Below are 21915 nucleotides of genomic sequence, written 5' to 3' on the forward strand. Positions count from 1 at the left end.
ATTGTGTGGAGGTGTAAGTCACCATGTGTGGTATAACCGGGGTCATGTATTTTGAAGACAGAGAACCGGCTGTTTCTATGCTGGAGCAGATGACGAATGTCATTCATCATCGCGGACCCAATGATTCCGGATTTTGGACCGATAACCGCATTGGCCTCGGCTTTCGCAGATTGTCGATTATCGACATTCAAGAAGGTCATCAGCCGTTGAGCAATGAAGATGATTCGGTCTGGATTATTTTTAACGGTGAAATTTATAATTACAAAGCCTTGCGCGGGATGCTGATTGACAGAGGTCATCAGTTCCGCACACAGACTGACACTGAGGTCATAGTCCATCTCTATGAGGAGTACGGGGAAGATTGCGTGAAGCATCTTCGGGGGATGTATGGATTTGTGATTTGGGATAAGAAGAAGCGGCAGCTGTTTGGCGCCAGAGACCATTTCGGCATCAAGCCGTTTTATTATCACAGGAATGACCGCCAATTCTTGTTTGGTTCCGAAATCAAAAGCTTGCTAGCCGCTGATGGCATGAATCGGTTGATTCACACGGACAGCCTGCTTAATTATTTGACGTTTCAATATGTACCGGAGCCAAACACGATGTTCCAAGGCATTCAAAAGCTGCCTCCCGCGCATTATATGAAGGTGAGCTGGGACGGTGAAGTATCGATACATAAATATTGGGATCCGATGTTTGAGCCGGAGGAACGGCCTTTTGATGAATATGTGGAACAGCTTCGTTCGACACTGAAGGATTCTGTCGTTCACCATATGGTCAGCGATGTAGAGCGGGGCTGCTTCCTTTCTAGCGGCATTGACTCCACTGCAATTGCGACTTACATGAGTTCGATCGAAGCGATTCGGACCTTTTCGGTCGGGTTTGACGGGCCTAACAATGAAACGACCATCGCCAAGCAAACGGCGGACGCTTTAGGGACTGACCATTATGCAAAAATCATCACGCAAAACGATTTTATTAATACGCTGCCTAAAGCGATCTGGCACCAGGATGAGCCGGTTGCGGATCCATCTGCAATCGCGCTTTATCATGTAGCGCAGCTGGCAGCAGAGCATGTAACCGTAGTGCTCTCCGGCGAAGGAGCCGATGAATTATTCGGCGGCTACCGGATTTACCGAGAGCCGCAATCCTTAAGGCCGATCGAACGCCTGCCGCTGTCGGTTCGCCGAGCCCTGAACCGGGTGGCTCGTGCTTTGCCGAGGGGTATAACAGGACGTAATTATTTAATTCGCGGAACCACGCCGCTCGAGGAACGCTTCCTCGGAAACGCCAAAATCTTTTCCGAAGATATGAAAGCGGAAATGCTGCGTTTGGACAAAGAGGTGCTCAGGGAATATAAGAATCCACAGCAAATCGCCGGGGATTACTACAAAAAAACGAAGCATCTCGATCCCGTTTCGCGGATGCAATATATTGATATGAATCTTTGGATGCCCGGTGATATTCTGATGAAGGCCGATAAAATGACCATGGCTCATTCCTTGGAGCTTCGGGTCCCTTTTCTGGACAAGGAGCTGTTTGAGGTCGCACGCCGCATTCCAGCGAAATATCGCATCGCTAACGGAACAACAAAGTACATTTTCCGCAAGGCGATGGAAGGCATTATCCCGGATTTCATCCTGAACCGTCCGAAGCTTGGGTTTCCTGTACCGCTGCGAGACTGGCTAAAGGGGTCCATGGGCGGCATGCTGCTGGAGCAAATCAAAGCCAGCGGTATTGAAGACTACATCAGCATTGATGCGGTTGAACAGATGGTCATCAAGCATCGTAATGGGCAAGGCGATTATGCCCGCCGGATTTGGACGATCTATGTCTTTGCCCTGTGGCATAAAACATATATGGAGCAGGTTCCGAGCTTGTCACTCGCAGGGGCTCGATGAAACTACCACTCAAACTTCTTTTCAAATCTAATACCTCCCCCTCAATCCCCCACAGGGGGACTCCAAGGGTAACGCCCCCTGGACGACTTTTGAAACACTGGTCAATGAGGGAGACAGGATTTTTTGAAGGGGCATGAGTAGTAGGAGCACTTTAGTCCATGTGAAGATGGTCTTGTTTGCACAAGACTATCTTCACACGGACACGCTTTAATGGGGAGCAGAGGGCGATGCTGCTTGGAAGAACAGATAAGCCGTAAAATACGGCTTACTGTAAGAAAAAAAAGGATACTCGTTCGTCATTATGATGTACAATACGTCTTAATGGAGCCCAACACCAAAAGACGTTTTGTACTGTTTATTGCAAGAGCAGACGCCAGGAGGGCATATGGGAAAATACAAATTGATCGCGCTCGACATGGACGGAACGCTGCTCAATGAAGAAAAGCTGATTTCAATACCCAACCGCAAGGCCATTTTGTCTGCGCTTGAAACGGGGGTTACGGTGATCTTTTCTACGGGTCGCGGTGTTCAGAGCGCAATGCCTTACGTTGAGGAGCTCGGCCTTCAGACGCCAATTGTGACCGTGAACGGCAGTGAGGTGTGGAAAACGCCGGGAGAGCTGCTTAAGCGGCATCTTATGCCCGCAGAGCAGGTGCGTAAGCTTCATGAATTAGCTGTCAAGCACGACACTTGGTGGTGGGCTTACGCTGTTACAGGAATGTACAACACCGAGAAATGGACAGATGATATAGATGGCACCCAGTGGTTAAAGTTTGGTTACTATACGGAGGATGCCGCAGTATTAAGCGAGATTCGGAGATCAGTGGAGGCTTGGGATGTGTTCGAGATCACAAATTCTCACCCCAGCAACATTGAGCTTAACCCCAAGGGGGTCAGCAAAGCCAGCGGGATTGCAGAGGTTTGCAAAATCCTGGGGATTCAAATGTCTGAAGTAATCGCCATGGGAGACAGCGAGAATGATATCGCTATGATCCGTTCCGCCGGACTCGGTGTGGCCGTGGGAAATGCGCAAGAGGGGGTCAAGCGGATTGCCGATATAACGACCGTAACCAATGATGAGCATGCTGTTGCCCGAATTATCAACGACTACATTCTTGCCTAAAACCCAATCATGAATTGGAGGTTTGGACAATGGAGCTTGTTGGTTGGCTGCTGGTCATCGCGCTTTTTATCGTCGGTATGATAGGTATCGTATATCCGGTGCTTCCCAGTGTTTTGGCGATTTACGGAGCATTTTTCATATATGGATGGTTTATTAGCTTTAAACCGTTTGGTGTATGGTTCTGGCTGTTTCAGACCTTGATCGTGGCTATTATTTTAATAGCCGATTATGCGGTCAGCGCCTATGGTGTCAAAAGATTCGGTGGATCCATAGCGTCCATGATCGGCAGCACGATTGGTTTGATTATTGGTCCTGCAGCTCACCATGATTGTATTGTTTGCAGTTTGGGTTTTGTGATTTAAAATTAACTTATAGGGGAGTTTTTGGCGGATGATCAGAGTGCTGGTTTGGAACGAAAATATGCACGAGAGAACGGATGAAGAGGTTCAAAAGGTGTATCCGGAAGGGATTCATAGTGCAATCGCGCAGGGTATTGAGCATGAGGATTTTGAAGTGCAGACGGCTACCCTGGAACAACCTGAGCATGGCCTGACCCAAGAGATTCTGGATAACACGGATGTGTTAATATGGTGGGGACATCAAGGACATCACATGGTGGCGGATGAAATTGTGAACCGTGTCCATCAGAGAGTACTGGACGGGATGGGTTTAATCGTGCTGCATTCCGGTCACTTCTCCAAGATTTTCAAGAAGCTCATGGGAACCTCCTGTGATTTAAAGTGGAGAGAAGCGGATGAAAAGGAGCGCATTTGGGTCGTTAATCCTGCACATCCGATTGCAGCGGGGCTTGGCGAGTATTTTGAGCTTGAGCGTGAGGAGATGTATGGCGAGCACTTTGACATACCGGCACCGGATGAACTGATTCTGGTCAGCTGGTTCGAAGGCGGAGAGGTTTTCCGCAGCGGCTGCACATACCATCGCGGTAACGGCAAGATTTTCTACTTCCGTCCAGGTCATGAAGCTTATCCAACCTTTTACGATACCAACGTGTTGAAGGTGATTTCCAACGGAGTCAGATGGGCTGCCCTGCAAGGAGCTGCAAAGCCTGTTTACGGCAATCATAAGCCGCTGGAAAAAATTAAGTTGAAATAACGGAAGAAGGTACGGGCTTTGACTAAGGATTCACTGGTAAAAGGAACGCTGATCCTGACGGTTGCCGCGCTGATTGCCCGATTTCTCGGCGTATTTCAGCGTATTCCGCTCGTTTATTTGCTCGGCGACGAAGGCATGGGCAGCTACACGATAGCGTTTAACCTTTACTCAACACTGCTTGTTATTGCGACTGCCGGAATTCCAAGCGCATTAAGCAAATTAATCTCCGAAAAGACAGAGCTAGGGCGCCAAGCTGAAGCCGATAAAATTTATCGTGCGGCAGCTTTGTTTGCTTTAGTCGCGGGAGTGATAATGGCGGTACTGCTTTACATCCTGGCGCCTTTTTATGCTCATGGCATTTCCGGTGATCCGAATGCAGTTCTGGCCACGCGGGCTATAGCGCCCGCCCTTCTATTTTTTCCAATGATTGCGATCATGAGAGGCTATTTCCAAGGCAGGCAAAATATGATGCCAAACGGAATTTCGCAGGTAATCGAGCAAATCATCCGGATTATTACCGCTGTTGGCTTCGCCGTTCTATTATTAAATGTAAGCCTGGAATGGGCGGTCGCAGGTGCTTCATTCGGAGGCGTGACAGGTGGCTTTGCTGCTCTTTTTATCATGATGTATTTTGCTCGAAAATTGCGGAGGGAAGATCGAAAAGGGTCTTCGCGAAATGCCCAAACGGCTAGAAATCAAATGGCTGCTATGGGATATAAACCAATCCATTCCAACAGAGTCGAGAGTCTTAGCTATTCAAGGATTTACATAGATTTGCTAAAGCTCTCCATCCCCATTGTCATCTTTTCTATTACGGTCACCTTCATTTATAATATTGATTCATCCATTATTATTCGTCTGTTGGGAGATAAGCTTGGGGATAAAGTTGCGCTAAATCTCGTGGGGATATTGGGAGGACGCGCGCAGTCTTTGGCAGGCTTGCCTATTATTCTTGCAATCGCATTAAGCCAATCGGTAGTTCCTATTATTTCCGCTGCTTTTTCTCGTAAGGATTTGAAACAAGTAGGGCATCAAACAAGCCGTGTCCTGCAGCTGGCAATTTTGTCGGGACTTCCAATGGTGCTCGTGATAAGCATTGCCGCAAGGCCGATAGACTGGTTTATTTTCGGCTATGAAGATTCGAGCTATGGTCTCGCCCATGGTCCTTATATGATCTCATTATTGACGATAAGTGCGATGTTCCAGATTGTTATGCAAACCAGCGGAGCCGTTCTAATGGGGATGGGACGCATGAAGCTCTTGATGATCAGTGTTGCGGTCGGAGTCGCGGTTAAACTGGCAGGCAGTTATTTACTTGCACCTTCCACTGGTATTTATGGCATTATTGCTTCAACAGGCCTGTGCTTTATGGTCATGTCATGGATGAACCTGAGAGACTTACGCAAGGTGGTCAACTTTCGAATTCTTGGGAATCGCTGGAGCGGATTGCTTCTTTCGATAGCCATTATTGCAGGGGCAGGATCAGGTGTGGAGTGGCTGACTCACAACTATGTTCATCTGTTTGGAAATAGGATTGATGAAGGAATTCGTGCCGTCCTGGTTAGTGGGGTTGTACTCGGGTTATATCCGCTCCTGCTAATAATGACTCGAGTAGTTACTAAAGAAGATGTAGAGAGCTTTCCGAAACCTCTGCAAAAGCTGATCGCCAAATCAGCGCGACTCTTAAAGCGGTCCAATTCTTAAGGGCTGAAGCTGAAGGGTTCGCCTGCTAATATGGCAAGCTCAAGCTTATTCAAACCCAAGCAAGCTTCCGAAGTCATATCGAAAAGAAAAGGCACTTGAATCGACGCCAAATGGCGCAGAGGCTGAGATGGTTTCTTCGGGTCAAACCAATCTCCAGGCTCCAATGAGCCCAAGGGACGGTCGGACCAAGCATCCTTCAGCATGGCGCTGTACAGCGGTTCTGTTTCTTTGATCAACTGACAGCCCGTCAGCCTCTCCTTGAATGCAAGCTCTGGAGGGGCTTTTCTGATGGAAGCGAACAATTGGGGCCAATAATCCATCCGGGATCCGGTGTGGGGAGTCTTTTCGGCAAAGGCTATAATTCCTTGATGCACCGTGTGGAGACCGAATAGAATAGCATACAGCTTTTTGCCAAATTCGATGCGTTCCTTCAAATCATTGAAATCTTCAAGAATAAGTCCAGCCAGCCTGGGTTCGCGCGCCGAGTCTGTAAAATAGGGAAAAATGACATGATTAAGCTGCATCAGTGATTGAAGGAGAAAGGTGATTGTGCCGAGCACTGACTTCTTGTAGTAAGGATCTTGAACGATTCTTTGCTCGATATAGTTTTGCTCATTGATAATCAGTGAAATCGTCAGCACGGAAGGTTCCCGATGCATCCAGAAATGCTCCCAAACCGGATGCATAAATGCGGAAACCTGCAGGAAGGGCAGCAAATGAAAGAGGCTTCGATTCACACGTTTACTCTCCACATACAACAGCAGCTGTGGATAGGCATCATGAAAAATCAGCCCGTTCGCCTTTTCCAAAAAGGCAAATATGCTTTCAATCTGGGAGGTATTAAGCAGTTGGGGAAGCAAATCCCCTTTGAGATCGGTCATACACCAGCCGCCGTTTCGCGAAACCATATGAGCAAGCAAGGCCCAATGCAGTTCAGAATGGTTTTTGTAAACGTGCCAGTAAGCTTGTGTGCGTGTAACATTATTGCGATTATGCCGCTGGGTCTGCCGGCGAATTTGATCGATCATTTGTAGTTCTACTGCATGGAGGGAAGGGATTGCTTGCGATACAGCTTGTGAGTTCTTCTTATGTTCCAGCAAAACTTGTCGAATATGTTTTACCGCAGCAGGGGAAACCACAATCATGTTGGCGCTTTGAGCCATCTTGGCCGAATAGGAGAGAGTCTTTATTTTTTCGGTCGCCAGCTTAAACAAGGTTACAGGGAGCCGAAGGAGTTTGCTCGCGAGATGCTCCAAGCTTCTTTCTTCACGGGTGCCGGCCATGGATGCTCACTTCCTTTTTTCAGTTGATAAGAAAGTATAATTTTTTTCTAAATTTATCTTGCTTCGCATCAACCTTGACAAACGCGCTCGTCATTTTGGACGGCTTAGGCGTTCATCCTTGTAAGCTTTCCCATTATCCGGGTTTCCATTACTTCTAGGTTATGGCTGTTTTACTCGATTAATTTCCTTTTTTTATGCGAAAAAAATAAAAGTGGTGAGTCTTTTTACTCTAGTCAGGCGTATAATCTATTGCTATAGTTTTAATAAGAAAGCTAGTCCAGAAGAGCAAAGGAGAATGATGTAATCGTGATTCGTACATATGGGAAAAAGCTGGCTTGTGGACTGCTCGCTGCCGCGATGGTAGTGGTTGCCGGTTGCCAAAGCGTTGGCGGCGTGGATATAAACCAACCTGTCGTCAATAACTTTAAAGTAGTTTCGAGCGAGGCTTCCATGAATGTAGCTGTTGAACTTATTCCTCCAGCATCCGCCACACCTGAGCAAAAGGCAGTTCTAGACAAGCTCAAGAATATTGCTATCACATTTAATTCAAAAAAAGAGGACGCTCAGCATGCTTCTTATGACGGTTTTCTTACTACAGCGCGTGGAAAGATTTCTTTTAACATCTATACGAGTGGGGAGCAGACGGTCATCAAGATTGAAGGCGCGAGCAAGCCAATCGTACTGAATGTAGGAAAAACACTTCTTAGCTCAGTCATGAATGGCTCCCAAACGAGTTCAATCACCCAATCGGTGCTTGATATGATCAGCGCTCCATTGATGCAGAAGTCCGCAGATCTGCTGCCATTATTCGCCGGTTATATTACCGCGCATGTGGAGACAAATCCGAAGAATATCTCGATCACTCCAGTAACAGAGACCGTACACGGGGAATCCCTCAGCTTAAATAAGCTTCATACCGAAATATCAGGCACCGAAGCGGGCCAAATGCTTCAAAAACTGATGACCAGCATTGTAGCAGATGAAAAAGGCATGAAAGAATTGCTCGGTTCGCTTTATGATGTGCTGGCGCCGGAGATTTTGAAAAATAAGGAAAGCTTGAATCCTTTGGTTGCTATCGTCATATCCAATAAAGAAACCGCTGTTAACTTTTTGTACGGTATGGTTCAAGAGTATGCAGTCTCGTTTGCGGAAAAAACTACAGCGAGCATCAAATCGAGTGAAATGTTTACCGATCAAATGTACGTGAAATCGGATTTTTATTTGGACAGAGGACTATTGGCCCGCAAATCGGCGGTTGAAGTTCTTCTCCCAGCTCCGGCAAGCAACACGAAGGTTATTAGCGCAATTAAAATAATGGCTTCCGGCGAAAGCTGGAATCAGAATAAGCCAGTTAAAGCCGATGCTTATACGTTGACGGGTGATTCTCTAAAATTAGGAGGGAGCGAGGGCGGCAAATTCTTGAATCCTTCCAAGCTGCTCAGCATATTTGACAAGCAGTCTACAGCTTATCTGACCTTCCGGGAAGATTTGCAGCTAACACGCAAAAGATTGGCAATGAAGATGGGTCAGGATGCAGGGCAAGATCCGGGTGAGAGCGGTAAGCCTTTTATCCAAAACGGCTTTACGCTGGTTCCCGTTCGATACGTGGTTGAACAATTGGATGCCGAAGTGAAATGGGACGGCGTCAAAAGAGAGGTTACCGTGAAGGATGAGCTGACCGGTAATAGTATTGTCTTCACCATCGGCAGCAAAACGGCGTTGTTAAACGGAAAAGCAGTCACACTGGATACTGAAGCCATCATCAACAGCGGCGGCAGCACCTATGTGCCCGTTCGGTTTATCACCGAGCAAGGACTCGGAGGTACCATCAGCTGGAATAACGCCACACGAACCGTCACCATAGCACGGGATTAACAGGGATCACCACATAAAAAGGCTGTAAGGAGATTTCCTCCTTGCAGCCTTTTTATGTGGGCTTGTGGGTGACCAGCCGTCTTGCAGTACCAAACCGCGCGGTATGAAAAGCCTATTCTTCAGCGCCATCACCCGCATTTGGCGTGTCGGAGCTCGTAAGATCAGGGCGCGGACGCGGCAGCCGTCCGGCTCGCAGCAGTGCTTCGCGGAGCAGGTATTCGATGTGGCCGTTCACGCTGCGAAATTCATCCTCCGCCCAGTGTTCCAAAGCTGCATGCAGCTTTGGATCGAGGCGAAGAGGGAAATTCTTCTTGGGAGCCATGGAGCTAGTAGAGCGACCCGGTATTGATGACCGGACTCGCCGAACGGTCCGATACGATCGCAACAAGCAAATTGTTGATCATAGCGGCCTTCTTTTCCTCATCCAGCTGCAAGCCCTCTGCCTCAAGCTTGCTGATAGCCATTTGCACCATGCCTACCGCACCTTCCACTATCGTTTGGCGAGCGGCGAGAATGGCAGATGCTTGCTGGCGCTGCAGCATCGCGCTGGCAATTTCGGTGGCATACGCGAGGTGAGTCAACCGCGATTCCATGACCTCCACACCCGCTACAGCCAGGCGAACCTGCAGCTCCTGGTTCAACTCAGCTGCTACCTCATCTGCGTTCCCCCGCAGCGAGTAGCCTTCTCCGTCGAACCGGTCATAGGGGTACCTGCTGGCAACATGACGGAGGGCAGTTTCGCTTTGGATTTCAACAAACTTTTCGTAATTGTCAACCTCGAACAGAGCTTTATAAGTATCCACAACCTTAAATACGACAACTGCTGCAATTTCAACTGGATTTCCTTCAACATCATTGACCTTCAGCTTTACGCTGTTGAAGTTGCGCACACGCAAGGAGATTTTTTTGCGTATGGAAAAAGGAATAATCAACCATAGCCCGCTCTTGCGAATAGTACCCACGTAGCTACCGAAAAACGTAACCACAGAGGCTTCATTGGGCTGAACCACAGTAATGGTGGAGGCGAAAATAAAGGCGATTACTATCAGTACGATGCCAGGGACGATGATTTCTTGCACCAATAACCATATACCGATGGCGACAGCTATCAAAAATAAAAGCAACCCGATAAATCCATTAATCGACCAAGCTTTACGTTCATTCATTCGCCATTCTCCTAGTCATTGATATAATATTTAATTGATATTTATATGATATCACTTTTCCCTTTAAATGTAAATCGTTCCTAACTGTATTATTGACATTTACAGTATCTGCATGCTATAAGTAAGTAAATTCAAAAAATTGTCCAACGAGGTGATTAGGATGAAAAAGATCTCAAAAGAGCAGGATTTTCAAGCTTTAATAACTCTACCTCAAATTACAGTTGCTGTGTTTAAAACGACCTGGTGCCCGGACTGCCATTATATTGAGCCTTTTATGCCGGATCTCGAGAAAAAATACGATCAGATCTCCTTCATCGAGCTGGATCGGGATGAGCTGCCTGAGCTTTGTGAACAGCTTAACATTCTCGGCATTCCAAGCTTCCTGGCCTTTTATGATGGTCAAGAATTAGCTCGCTTTGTTAGTAAACTGCGCAAAACACGAGAAGAAATCGAGGAATTCCTGGAGAAAGCCATTGAAGCTTCGGGTGCTTACGTGAAGTAAGATGGCCAGAAGCGATTCATATCGCAGCAAGTAAAGGCGGTTCCTGCCATACCGGGGCCGTCTTTTTGCGTTGATCAGAAAGTATAAGTTTTTCAAAACTTATCTTGCTTCGCATCAACCTTGACAAACGCGCTCGTCTTTTAAGACGGCGTAGCCGTTTATCCTTGGTTGAACGTCAGCTTCAATGGTTTGTAACATTTGCGAATGGCTTTGCCTTCCATTAACGGCTATAATGATACTGGTATGTCCTGAACCTACCGCATTTTCACCATAGAAGAAGGTGCAAGCATGCATAAAATCATAAAGAGATTGGCCAGCTTGTCCGCCATCGGAATGTTCATTGTGCTGGTTATGGGCGCGCTTGTAACCAAAACCGAATCCGGAAGAGGCTGCGGCGATGATTGGCCGCTTTGCAACGGCAAATTTGTGCCGGCCTATACGATCTCATCTTTCATCGAATACAGTCACAGAGCCGTAGTCGGCATTGTCACCTTGCTGCTGGTGGTTACAGCATTGCTCGTATTTCGTTATATAAAGCGTAGTGATGCAAGGTTATTCGTAGCCGGAGCCGTTTTTTTTACACTCCTACAAGCGGTATTGGGAGCCATGGCTGTTAAATGGCCACAATCCTCTGCGATATTGGCTTTACATTTTGGACTGTCGCTGCTGGCCTTTGCTTGTACGCTGCTTCTGGCCTTAGTGTTTACCCGGTGGGGCGATTACACCTCAAAAATCGGAGGAAATCTTACTAAAGGTTTGCGAATTCTCGTTTGGGTTACCGCCATTTATTGCTATGCAGTTGTCTATTTGGGTGCCTTCGTTCGACATACGGTATCTTCGGGAGGCTGTTCAGGCTGGCCGCTCTGCAATGGGCAGCTTATACCTGATATGTCCGGCGCGACGGGGATTGTGTACACACACCGTATTGCTGCATTGCTGCTTTTCTTCTGCATCCTGATCTTATTTTTGACTGCAAGAAAAGGATATCACCCCACAGAACCCATCGTACAGGGAAGCAAGTGGGCGTTTATTCTTGTCCTTACCCAGGTCATCAGCGGTGCTGTAGTAACCTGGTCCATCGGAAATGATTTATTCTACTTATTCGCAGGGATGATGCATGCAGTTATCATCGCTTGTTTGTTTGGACTTCTTAGCTACCTGTGTGTATTAACGTTCTATTATAAGAAAACCTCTATCGAGATCAGATGAGCGATCACGAGCGGAGGAAGGGGTAAATAAGCATGATTCACCAAAATCTTAGAGCCTTTATTGATGTGCTTCGCCAGGAAAATCAAATCGTCGAGATTTCAGCTCCTGTAGATCCTTACCTGGAGCTGGCCGAAATCCATAGGCGTGTCATTGATGATCAGGGACCCGCTTTATTGTTTACGAATGTCAAGGGCAGTCCTTTTCCGGTCGTGACGAATCTCTTTGGGACAAGCCGCCGCGTCGATTTGGCTTTCGGGCCCAAGCCGGAGCAGTTTATGAAAGCGGTTGTGAACGCTTCAAGCTCGCTGCTTCCGCCTACTCCGCAAGCGCTCTGGGGCGAGCGAGCCCTGATCTTCGATCTGCTCAAGGTGGGCACCAAAGAGGTGCCCGCGAGCCAGGCTCCCATCCTGGGAGCCTGCAACCGCGAAACCCCGCTGGCGCAGCTGCCCGTCCTGACGTGCTGGCAGGAGGACGGCGGCCCGTTCGTCACGCTGCCGCTGGTATACACCGAGCATCCCGACGGGGGGCATCATAACCTGGGCATGTACCGCATGCAGGTGTATGATGACCGCACCACAGGGATGCACTGGCAAATCCACAAAGGCGGCGGCTTCCACTATCACGAAGCCGAGCTGCGGGACCAGGCCCTGCCCGTCACCGTGTTCCTGGGAGGGCCTCCCGCGCTCATCGCCTCGGCGATCGCGCCCGTGCCCGAACACCTTCCCGAGCTGATGCTCGCTTCGCTCATCCTCGGGAAGAAGCTTCCCATGGTCAAGGACCCCCATGGGAAGCACCGCCTCGTGGCCGAGGCGGAATTCGCGATCAGCGGCCTTGTGCCGCCGCGGATCAGACGCCCCGAAGGGCCGTTCGGCGACCACTTCGGGTATTACTCGCTCACCCATGATTTCCCCGTCTTCAACGTGAATCATGTGTGGCACCGCAAAGACGCGATCTATCCGGCTACGATCGTCGGCAAGCCCCGCCAGGAGGATTACTTCCTTGGCGAATTCCTGCAAAGGCTGCTGTCGCCAGCCTTCCCGATGGCCATGCCCGGCATCAAGTCGCTATGGACGTACGCCGAGACCGGCTTCCATCCATTAGCCGCCGCCGTCGTCCGTGAAAGCTACAAGCGCGAAGCGATCGGCTCGGCCTTCCGCATCCTGGGGGAAGGGCAGCTGACGCTCACGAAGTTCCTGATCGTCACGGATCAACCCGTGGAGCTGTCGGACTTCCCGCTGCTGCTGGAAACCGTGCTGGAGCGCTTTGATCCGCATAGAGATTTGTTTATCTTCAATCATACATCGCACGATACGCTCGACTACACGGGCGATCAGCTCAATCACGGCAGCAAAGCCGTCATGCTCGGCATCGGCGCGCCTGTTCGGGAACTGCCACGCGCCTACACAGGCGGCGAGCTGCCAGAGATTAACGGCGCAGCCGTTTACTGCGGAGGCTGTCTGGTCGTTTCCGGCGCCGCCTATGCGCAGGAGCCTCAGCTTCCGCAGCGCTTGCTGGCGAACTCCGCACATCGCCTAAAAGAATGGCCACTGGTCATCTTAGTGGACAGTATCGATATCGCTTCGGACCAAACACAGTTTCTTTGGACCGTATTTACCCGCTTTAATCCGGCTGCGGATATGTATGCAGAGTCCAGTGTGAATCGCCATCATATCGGATATGAATTTCCGATTGTGATCGATGCCCGGATGAAGCCCGGCTACCCGGATGAGCTGTTTCCGCGCGAAGATATCGTAGAGCTGGTGGACCGCCGCTGGAAGGAATACTTCGGATGAACCGGGAAACCATCAAAAAGCTTTTGCCGCATCTGGGGTTCGTTCTGGTTTACATTCTATGGGGAATTAATATGACCTCATTAAAAATAGGCGGTAAAGAATGGGACCCCCTTGTTTTTAACGGTCTTCGGTTCGCCAGTATTATTCCGTTCTTGTGGGTGTATACTTACTTTTACTTTCGTTCCCGCTCGATGAAGCTTCGGATCGCCGGCAAAGATTTGCTGAAGGCATGTGCTTTGGGCGTTCTAACGGCTTTGGGCATGGAAACTATGCTACAATATGCGCTGCAATATTCCAACGCAGCGAACGGAGCCGTATTAGGGAGAGGCTTTATGCCGATCATTACAGCTCTCATGGCCTTATTGATGGGTCAGATGCGTCTGACCTGGCGGATAGCTCTGGGCGTGCCCTTGGCTTTTCTCGGGGTGATTGTGATTGTTTCGGCTGGCCCTTCCGGCTTCCATATGGGAGCTGACACCTTCCGCGGGGATGCGCTGCTGCTGCTCAGAAGCTTACTTGGAGCTTTGTACTTGATTGTTATGAATCGGCTGATGCTTAAATATCCGCCCATTTTGTTGATTTCCCTGGAAATGACTGCAGCGGCGCTAACCTTGCTGCCTTTTGTGATATGGAAAGCGGATGCTGCTTATTTGTCAGGCATCACTCACGTCGGATGGATCACACTCGCTTACACAGCCATTTTTGCATCAGCCATCGGTTTTTTTGTTCATAATTTGTGCTTGGCCAGTCTGGGGCCTTTCCGAGCCTCGGCCTACGGTTACCTACTGCCTATTACTGCAGCCATTGCCGGTGTATGGATTGCTGGAGAATCCATTACTCTGTATCAATGCCTTGGCGGCGCCGGGGTGTTGATTGCCATGTATTTGGTACAGCGCGACAGTTTACAAACGATTCGTCAATCGGAGCAAACTCGGGACAATCCAATCTAGCTCAATAGACAAGGTGAGGTGAACGAATGCTAAGAATTTTATTCCATGAGCCCAGGCGCAAAGATTCCGGAAAACTGCTTACAGCTGGTAATGCTATTCGCGGCTACTTGGCCGTTTTACACTCCAAAGAGAGCAAAGTTCCCCAAATCCAAGTGCAGCATCACCGTTTTGCGATCTGGAGCCAAAGCTTTATCGATGCGCTGGATGAATTGGAGCAAAGCCAGTACTGCAGCGAGCAGTATGCCGCAAGGATCCATGATGCGTTTCTGGAGCAAATGAGTCCTGATGAGCTTGACGATTACCGCCGTTTTGTTTATTTTTATAAAAATGCATTCATTCGCTTATTCTCGATTCTGGATAAACTGGGTTTCTTTTTGAATGAATATTTTGAACTCAAAACTGAGACGCTTAAAGCGCGGTTCTCTTACTTCACTGTGCTGCGAAGAATGCACCAGCTCCATCTGCATGCATCCCTTGAGCAACAGTTGTATGATTTAAAGACAGTCAACAAAGAACCGCTGGATCGGCTGCGAAATCTAAGAAATATGGAAATTCATTCTATCAACGCCGAAATGCTTGATGATCTATCGAAAGAGCTGTCGACGTTCAGCAGCCGGATTCATGTGGAAAATGTGAAGGGGAATATCGAGGATCTCCGCATCGGGTTCGACATGGTTTGCACCACACTGACATTCGCGTTTACTTATATTACCGATAAAGCGGCAAAGGGGTAGAGGACTGTGAGAGAGGCACGGAAAACTGCACTGATTACCGGAAGCGCCAAAGGTTTGGGAAAAATAACAGCGCTAGTGCTGGCCAGACAGGGGTGCAACATAGTAATCAACTATGTCAATAGTAAGGTGGAAGCGCTTGAGCTTGTTCAGGAAATTGAACGGCTAGGTGTAAGAAGCATCGCGGTACGGGGGGATATTTCCAAACGCGACGATATTGTGCGTATCGTTGAAGAGGTTCGCGAGCAATTTGGCCGTGTGGATATTCTCGTCAATAACGCGGGACCCTTTATCAGGGAAAGGCGGCATTTTGTCGATTACAGCCTCGATGAGGTGGACTATATCACTCGCGGCAACATGCTTGGAGTCATGGAGCTCGACGCACTCATTTTACCCATGATGCAGGAGAACAAGTGGGGACGTATCATCCATTTTGGCTTCGGCAAGGCCTCGGAAGCCAGAGGCTGGATGCATCGGGCAGCCTATGCGGCAGCAAAGGTGGGGCTGGTTTCCTTCACCAAGTCCTTGGCGGAGGAGGAGTCGGGGAGCGGGATCACGGTCAACATGATATGCCCCGGCGATATCCGCGGCATATTCAAAGAACGTTCAATTGACGAAGCACGCCGAAGCTTCGATCCGGAAACGCCTGTGGGCCGGCAGGGAACAGGTGAGGATGTGGCCCGCATGATCGCCTTCCTGTGCCATCCCGATTCGGATTTTATCACAGGCAATATTATCGATATATCCGGCGGTCTGGATCCGATTGAAACACTGCCTGCTTTACAGCAGCGCAAGGGCTAAGCCGAGCCTAAGGGACTGGTTCCTGGTTCAACGCCATCAGTTAAGCCTGCACATCCCCGTCAAAAAGAGCCTGCCTCTTCGGCAAGCCCATTTCAAACTTATATCTTAAAATACCTGTACAACTTCTTGAATGCCTTCCACTTCTTCCAACAACGCGCGCTCGATACCGGCTTTCAGCGTAATGGTTGAACTTGGGCAGCTTCCACAGGCACCCATGAGTTTCAGCTTAACGATACCGTCTTCTACGTCTACGAGCTCGACGTCACCGCCGTCACGTTGCAGAAATGGCCGAAGCTTATCGAGAACCTCAAGGACTTCGTCATACATTTCTATTTGTGTACTTTCAGTCATTTGATCCATCTCCCTTCTTCTCTTATTATAGTACATTTTCATAAAATTAAAAAGCCTCTTTGATGTTGCAATATTTTCAGGATGAGGTACCCTATAAGGATACGATCCACGGAAGTTGGCTTCGCCTAAAAACAGGTAAACACATCCGTTTATAATTATAGATGATTAAGGTGGACTTGAACATGAGACCCATTATTGAATTCTGCGCAAGCAATATGCATCACGGCACAGACCGTGTGATGAAAAAACTCGAAGAGAACCCGGATTACGATGTAATCGAATACGGTTGTCTCGGCAATTGCGGGCAGTGCTATATGGAGCCCTATGCGCTGCTCAATGGCGAGATAATCGCGGCATCTGATGCAGACGAGCTTTATGGCCTAATACTGGACAAAATAAAAGAGATCGAAGCAATGTATGATCTCTTTGGTGAATAATATTTTATCCAAAATGACGCTTTGACATCCATAACACGCCGCTTTTTAGTGCTCTGGCGATTTTGCCAGTCATGACGGTGCGTTTGCCCATAAGGCCGAAGCCGGACTTTTTGCCGAGCGATCCCAGAACCCCTTTGAGCTTGATTTTTCCAAGCCGAGGGGTTTCTCCTTTCCAAATCGCCTGAATCACTTCAGCAATTTGCTTGCCTTGTGCCTCAGCGACTTGCGCGCTGGGCGAGAAGGGAAGACTGGCACAATCGCCTACCACATACACATCCGTATAATTCGGGATCTGATGATACTCATTCAGAACCACTCGGCCCGTCGGATCCTTGTCCACATTCAATGCCTGCACAACGGGGCTTGGTTGAATGCCTGCGGTCCAGATCGTAACATCGGTGCGAATGATTTCTTCATTATTGTATAAATCCCCGCCATCAAGCCTCACTAATGAGACAAGGGGTCTCAGTTCGATTTGATGTAACTCCATCCATTCCCGCACATACTGCTGAAGGTTTCCCGGGAATCCGGACATCAGGCTGGGCCCGCGGTCAATCAGCCTTATATTGAGATCCGGCCGGCTTTCTCTAAGCTCGGAAGCCATTTCCACACCGCTGAGGCCGCCTCCAATAATGGAGACTTGACCGTATGGCGCAACATCGTTCACTTTTTGATAAGTTTCTCGCGTCTTGCCAAATGTCTGTATGCTGTTGGAGTAAGTCTCGGCACCGAGGATTCCATGATAATTGTCTACGCATCCAAGCCCAATGACCAGCCAGTCATACTCCAGTGGCTCTCTGTTCGCAAAACGAACCTCTTTAGTCTCCAGATCAACAGCACTCACTTCGCCATAGGTCAGAATAAGCCTTGGATCAACAGGAAAGGATACTCGAATATGCGTCTCGGCAATCGTTCCCGAAGCAAGCGCATAATACTCCGTTTTCAATCCCTGGAACGGCATCCGGTCAATCAGAACGATCACTGTATCTTCCGGCAGATCCTTCTCGAGCAAATGGTTGGCTATGGTAAATCCGCCATAACCACCACCGAGAATTACAAGCTTCTTCATATTTTGCAGGTTCCCTTCTACCGATTGTAGTTATATTATCTCTAATAAATTTTGATTTCATTATAAAAGGTATCGCGCTCAACGGGTATACGTCCTGCGCCCTTGATTAGCCAAACCAGCTCGTCACGGGTTAGTCCATCTGGAGATAACGCTCCTGCCGCATGAGAAATACGCTCATTGACGATCGTTCCATGGGCATCTGAGGCTCCGAAGTTTAATGCAATCTGAGTTAATTGGGTCCCGAGATTGATGAAATATGCTTTAATATGTTGGATATTATCCACCATCAGGCGGCTGATGGCTATGGTCTTCAGGTCATCAAAAGCGGACACTCTGCGTTTGATTCCGGCATTTACACTTGCCGGCTGCACGGCATTAGGGATAAACACCATAAAACCGCCTGTCTCATCTTGCAGTTCGCGCAAATAAATCATGTGCTGAAGGCGTTCCTCCAGCGTTTCGATGGAGCCATAAAGCATAGTCGCATGCGTCCGCAGCCCGAGGGAATGAGCTACACGCTGCACTTCAAGCCATTGCTCGGTATTTGCCTTCCCTACCCCCATCTTCTCGCGATAACGCTCGGACAAAATCTCAGCACCGCCACCGGTGAGGGTGCTAAGGCCGGCGTCCATCAATGTTTGCAGGACTTCCTTGTAGCTAAGGCCGCTAATCCGGGAAAAAAATTCGATCTCGGCAGCCGTATGCGCCTTAATGGTGACATTAGGATAATGTTTTTTTAGTGCTTTAATGGAATCCACATAGTAGTCAAATGAAACTTCAGTGTTGTGTCCGCCAGTAATATGAAATTCACGCATAGCAGGATGATAATGCTTGCCGATATAGTCGATCATTTCATCTGGAGTCAGCGTATAAGCCCCTTGTTCGCCGGGATCTCTGCGGAAATGGCAGAATGCGCAGTGTGCTTCGCAAACATTGGTGAAATAAAGGCTCATGTTTTCGATAAAATAAACTTTTTTACCGTTCATTCGAAGATTGACCTTGTTGGCTAACTGCCCAATGGTCAACAAGTCATCTGACTGATATAGAAATAATCCGTCCTCCAAGCTCAGACGTTGTCCATTCTCAACCTTGTCGGTGATTTCGGCCATTCGTTTCTCCGGATTGCTAATAACGACGCTCATACTTATTACCCACTTTCTATTCAAATTAATAATCGCAAAAAAATGCCGCACATGTAGTCCGATAACTATTATAAACCTAGTAGGGGGGAGGGGCAACCTCAATTCCTATACCCTTGAGGATTATCGTGCATAGGAGTATAATAAGGATAAGGCATGCTAGCAACCTTACTCACAAGGTATGACGAAGGGTATTCTTTATGAATCCCTATTTCGATAGGAGGTTATCCGACATGATTAACATTAGCGAATCAGCATCCGATAAGATCAAAGAACTTCTATCTGCTGAAGAAACACCTAACCTGTTCATGCGTCTTGGCGTCAAGGCTGGAGGCTGCAGCGGTTTCTCATACGGTATGGGCTTCGACGATGATCAGAAGCAGGATGATAAGGTTTTCGAGATTCACGGGCTTAAAGTTGTAGTGGATGCGGAAAGCTCCAAGTATTTATACGGGGTGGAAATTGACTACAAAGATTCCGGCATGGGCGGCGGCTTCACGATCAACAATCCGAATGCGGTAGCTTCCTGCGGATGCGGTTCCTCGTTCAAGATGAAAGATGAAGAGGGTCTTGTGGAGAAATGCGACGATAAAGTCGAGGTTTAAAAAGCGATTTTCAATAAATCATTACGACCTTTCCAAGCTTGTGTATGATGTATATACATGGGATTGGGAAGGTTTTTTATTTTGAATTATAAAGGTTACAGGATTCCAGAATATGGGTAATAGTAATGTATGGGGTGTTCCTCATTTAAATTGAGGGGGCGAAAAAATGTTCAAACACGGAAAACGAATTGGCCGCATTCTTTATGTAAAGACTCTCGGCGGAAAATGGATCGAGCTGCGGATGCTGACAGGTAAATGGGAGGACGAGGGAGGCGATTCCGGAATGGCATTTTTTTCGTATTTTACAGAGATCCCTCCAGATAAGGGGCTGCTATCTTCTTCGACTCTTTTACATTAAAAAAAAGTCATCATAAACCATATACAAACAAACAGACTTTTTCCAAAAAGGAAAAGGTCTTTTCGTTTTCCTCTAACGGGAGGAATAGAAGGAAAAAACGATAAAAGCGACGATAACAATGCCTGTTACAACAATAATTCCAACAATATGGCTGAAGCCGACTTTGGATTTGGTTTTCATTTGTGCACCTCTTTGGGAACTTTTAGCCTGCACAGCTAGTTTCCCTTAAAGGTTAATAAATCATGCGGCCGTTAATTTTTACATTCTCGCCATACTTGGCTTTCATTAATTTGCTCTGTTCAAGCATGAAAGCATAGATTTCTTTTAATGATTTCTTGCGCGGCTGAATGGTTTCCTTGATTACACCATTGAGTACAATATCGTATACGATCATATCTATCACCCTCACATTTGTTTTTACTTTTTCAGTGTAAGGGGGTTATGTTAAAGCAGGATTAATATTCCGTAGCGATTTTGTGAACTTCATGTGTTTCTACTGTAAATGTAAAAATTGAAATGTGCATAACTTTATCCACAAATCCACACTACAGGTTTGTGAATTATTAGTCCTTATTCACTTAATACTCACAGCTTATGCACAAATTAATGTGGATAAGCATACAAAAGGTACATCCCGTAATGTTAATAAGAGGAGATGTACCCAAATTTTAAAACTTCATATTGCTGCTATGTCCAGGGGACAATTTGGCAGATGGATCAATATATACCTTCGCATTGTTAATGGCAGTAGGCGCTTCTCCAAATCCTACAGCAATCAGCTTAAGCTTGCCCGGATAAGTGGTGATGTCACCAGCCGCAAAAATGCCGGGAATGCTCGTCTCCATGCGGGAATCTACCACAATGGACCCGCTATCAATCTCAAGTCCCCATTCAGCGATAGGACCGAGCGCGGAAACGAAGCCGAAATTGATGATGCAAGCATCTACTTCATGGAGAGTTTCCATGCCGGATTTAATGTCCTTCAAAGTGATTTGTTCAATGAGATCCGCACCGTGAAGCTTGGTGATTTCTGTGGGTGTGATGATTTCAACCTTGGAGCTCATCAATTTTTCCACACTGTGTTCATGGGCGCGGAATTTATCTCTTCGATGAATCAACTTAACATTAGCTGCGATCGGTTCAAGCATTAATGCCCAGTCCACGGCCGAGTCGCCGCCGCCGCTGATCAAAACATTTTTACCGGTAAATGCATTCAAATCATTGACAAAATAATGCAAGTTTTTCTTCTCATACTGTGCGGCTTCCGGAAGCTCCAATTTTCGCGGTTCAAAGGCGCCTACGCCTCCGGAAATGATGACAGCACGACTGAGATGGCTCATTTTGTCCGTCACAATTTCAAATAAACGTTCTTCCTTCTTGATCACTTGGAGCACTTTCTCTTCCAAACGAACATCTATCGGGAAATGCTTCATTTGCTCCAGTAAATTATTAACCAGCTGTTGAGCCGTTACTTTTGGAAATCCGGCTACATCGTTTATGTCCTTTTCCGGATATAAAGCGGCCAGCTGCCCCCCGAGCTGAGGCATACTCTCGATAATTTTGGCTGATGCCTGGCGCATTCCCGCATAGAAGGCGGCGAACATCCCGGCAGGGCCTCCTCCGATCACTGTAATATCGAGAATTTCTTGGTCTAAAACACGTTCGTTCAACTCGATCTCTCCTCTGTGTATTTTCCTCTTCAGATCTTCTTTAATCATTATTCCATTATAAACGCACGTATTGGCGAAAGAAACAGAAAAATATGATTTCAACAGGGAATCAGCTTTTTAGTTGGCAAATTAGCA

At 47.7% G+C, this 21915-nt stretch carries 23 protein-coding genes; 15 read left to right on the forward strand and 8 right to left on the reverse strand.

Annotated features, from left to right (window positions below):
- Positions 1-23 precede the first annotated feature (23 nt).
- From asnB to BLV33_RS23465, 5 genes are all read left to right on the forward strand, one after another.
- Positions 24-1901 carry an asparagine synthase (glutamine-hydrolyzing) gene (gene asnB / locus BLV33_RS23445; RefSeq protein ID WP_090797596.1) on the forward strand — a complete coding sequence of 626 codons (1878 nt, stop codon included), beginning with the start codon at positions 24-26 and terminating at the stop codon, positions 1899-1901.
- 385 nt (positions 1902-2286) lie between these two features.
- Entirely contained in the window at positions 2287-3024 is a 738-nt protein-coding gene (locus BLV33_RS23450; RefSeq protein ID WP_090797598.1) for a Cof-type HAD-IIB family hydrolase, read from the forward strand.
- Between the two features lie 29 nt (positions 3025-3053).
- On the forward strand, positions 3054-3386 hold the full coding sequence (locus BLV33_RS23455; RefSeq protein ID WP_090797600.1) for a DUF456 domain-containing protein: 333 nt from the start codon (positions 3054-3056) through the stop codon (positions 3384-3386).
- Positions 3387-3414: 28 nt separating this feature from the next.
- Positions 3415-4137 (forward strand): ThuA domain-containing protein, encoded by a 723-nt coding sequence (locus tag BLV33_RS23460; RefSeq protein WP_090797601.1) that lies wholly within the window; start codon positions 3415-3417, stop codon positions 4135-4137.
- An 18-nt stretch (positions 4138-4155) separates the two neighbouring features.
- Positions 4156-5841 carry a putative polysaccharide biosynthesis protein gene (locus BLV33_RS23465; RefSeq protein WP_090797603.1) on the forward strand — a complete coding sequence of 562 codons (1686 nt, stop codon included), beginning with the start codon at positions 4156-4158 and terminating at the stop codon, positions 5839-5841.
- Here the strand turns inward: BLV33_RS23465 and BLV33_RS23470 are convergent.
- The gene (locus BLV33_RS23470) at positions 5838-7124 is read right to left on the reverse strand and encodes a DUF2515 family protein (protein ID WP_090797605.1); all 1287 of its coding nucleotides are present in this window, start codon (positions 7122-7124) and stop codon (positions 5838-5840) included. The genes BLV33_RS23465 and BLV33_RS23470 overlap by 4 nt on opposite strands.
- A 306-nt stretch (positions 7125-7430) precedes the next feature.
- Between BLV33_RS23470 and BLV33_RS23475 the strand changes: the two genes are divergently transcribed.
- Entirely contained in the window at positions 7431-8999 is a 1569-nt protein-coding gene (locus BLV33_RS23475; protein ID WP_090797607.1) for a copper amine oxidase N-terminal domain-containing protein, read from the forward strand.
- A gap of 112 nt (positions 9000-9111) precedes the next feature.
- Here the strand turns inward: BLV33_RS23475 and BLV33_RS23480 are convergent, their stop codons facing one another.
- Positions 9112-9321 (reverse strand): type II toxin-antitoxin system antitoxin, encoded by a 210-nt coding sequence (locus BLV33_RS23480; protein ID WP_090797609.1) that lies wholly within the window; start codon positions 9319-9321, stop codon positions 9112-9114.
- Positions 9322-9325: 4 nt separating this feature from the next.
- Positions 9326-10165 (reverse strand): SPFH domain-containing protein, encoded by an 840-nt coding sequence (locus BLV33_RS23485; RefSeq protein ID WP_090797610.1) that lies wholly within the window; start codon positions 10163-10165, stop codon positions 9326-9328.
- 154 nt (positions 10166-10319) lie between these two features.
- Here BLV33_RS23485 and BLV33_RS23490 point away from each other — a divergent pair, with 154 nt between their 5' ends.
- The 6 genes from BLV33_RS23490 (at position 10320) to BLV33_RS23515 (ending at position 16151) form a co-directional block, all read left to right on the forward strand.
- The gene (locus tag BLV33_RS23490) at positions 10320-10667 is read left to right on the forward strand and encodes a thioredoxin family protein (RefSeq protein ID WP_366414863.1); all 348 of its coding nucleotides are present in this window, start codon (positions 10320-10322) and stop codon (positions 10665-10667) included.
- A gap of 288 nt (positions 10668-10955) precedes the next feature.
- On the forward strand, positions 10956-11876 hold the full coding sequence (locus BLV33_RS23495) for a COX15/CtaA family protein (protein ID WP_090797614.1): 921 nt from the start codon (positions 10956-10958) through the stop codon (positions 11874-11876).
- A 32-nt stretch (positions 11877-11908) separates the two neighbouring features.
- A complete protein-coding gene (locus tag BLV33_RS23500) occupies positions 11909-13669 on the forward strand; it encodes a UbiD family decarboxylase (RefSeq protein WP_090797616.1) in 1761 nt (586 codons plus the stop codon).
- Complete coding sequence (locus tag BLV33_RS23505; RefSeq protein WP_090797618.1) at positions 13666-14619, forward strand: DMT family transporter; 954 nt, start codon at positions 13666-13668, stop codon at positions 14617-14619. Before BLV33_RS23500 ends, BLV33_RS23505 begins: the two co-directional genes overlap by 4 nt.
- Positions 14620-14645: 26 nt before the next feature.
- The gene (locus tag BLV33_RS23510; RefSeq protein WP_090797619.1) at positions 14646-15353 is read left to right on the forward strand and encodes a Cthe_2314 family HEPN domain-containing protein; all 708 of its coding nucleotides are present in this window, start codon (positions 14646-14648) and stop codon (positions 15351-15353) included.
- A 6-nt stretch (positions 15354-15359) separates the two neighbouring features.
- Complete coding sequence (locus tag BLV33_RS23515; protein ID WP_090797621.1) at positions 15360-16151, forward strand: SDR family oxidoreductase; 792 nt, start codon at positions 15360-15362, stop codon at positions 16149-16151.
- Between the two features lie 105 nt (positions 16152-16256).
- Here BLV33_RS23515 and BLV33_RS23520 read toward each other — a convergent pair whose 3' ends face one another.
- The gene (locus BLV33_RS23520) at positions 16257-16502 is read right to left on the reverse strand and encodes a NifU family protein (protein WP_090797623.1); all 246 of its coding nucleotides are present in this window, start codon (positions 16500-16502) and stop codon (positions 16257-16259) included.
- Between the two features lie 182 nt (positions 16503-16684).
- Between BLV33_RS23520 and BLV33_RS23525 the strand changes: the two genes are divergently transcribed.
- Entirely contained in the window at positions 16685-16939 is a 255-nt protein-coding gene (locus BLV33_RS23525) for a YuzB family protein (RefSeq protein ID WP_090797624.1), read from the forward strand.
- A gap of 4 nt (positions 16940-16943) precedes the next feature.
- On the opposite strand, the gene BLV33_RS23530 is transcribed toward BLV33_RS23525, so the two are convergent.
- Positions 16944-18008, reverse strand: coding sequence for an NAD(P)/FAD-dependent oxidoreductase (locus BLV33_RS23530; protein WP_090797626.1), 1065 nt, complete (start codon positions 18006-18008; stop codon positions 16944-16946).
- A gap of 41 nt (positions 18009-18049) precedes the next feature.
- On the reverse strand, positions 18050-19150 hold the full coding sequence (mqnE, locus tag BLV33_RS23535) for an aminofutalosine synthase MqnE (protein WP_090797627.1): 1101 nt from the start codon (positions 19148-19150) through the stop codon (positions 18050-18052).
- A 230-nt stretch (positions 19151-19380) separates the two neighbouring features.
- Here mqnE and erpA point away from each other — a divergent pair, with 230 nt between their 5' ends.
- A complete protein-coding gene (gene erpA / locus BLV33_RS23540) occupies positions 19381-19752 on the forward strand; it encodes an iron-sulfur cluster insertion protein ErpA (protein ID WP_090797629.1) in 372 nt (123 codons plus the stop codon).
- A 166-nt stretch (positions 19753-19918) separates the two neighbouring features.
- Positions 19919-20110: a hypothetical protein gene (locus BLV33_RS23545; protein ID WP_090797631.1), complete on the forward strand. Its 192-nt coding sequence runs from the start codon at positions 19919-19921 to the stop codon at positions 20108-20110.
- 232 nt (positions 20111-20342) lie between these two features.
- On the opposite strand, the gene BLV33_RS23550 is transcribed toward BLV33_RS23545, so the two are convergent.
- Together BLV33_RS23550 and BLV33_RS23555 are read right to left on the reverse strand one after the other, a co-directional pair.
- Positions 20343-20504, reverse strand: a complete 162-nt coding sequence (locus tag BLV33_RS23550) for a mechanosensitive ion channel protein MscL (RefSeq protein WP_090797632.1) — start codon at positions 20502-20504, stop codon at positions 20343-20345.
- A gap of 274 nt (positions 20505-20778) precedes the next feature.
- Positions 20779-21780, reverse strand: a complete 1002-nt coding sequence (locus BLV33_RS23555) for an NAD(P)/FAD-dependent oxidoreductase (protein WP_290439062.1) — start codon at positions 21778-21780, stop codon at positions 20779-20781.
- Between the last annotated feature and the right edge of the window lie 135 nt (positions 21781-21915).

It is taken from the genome of Paenibacillus sp. GP183, from assembly GCF_900104695.1.
Classification (GTDB): domain Bacteria; phylum Bacillota; class Bacilli; order Paenibacillales; family NBRC-103111; genus Paenibacillus_AI.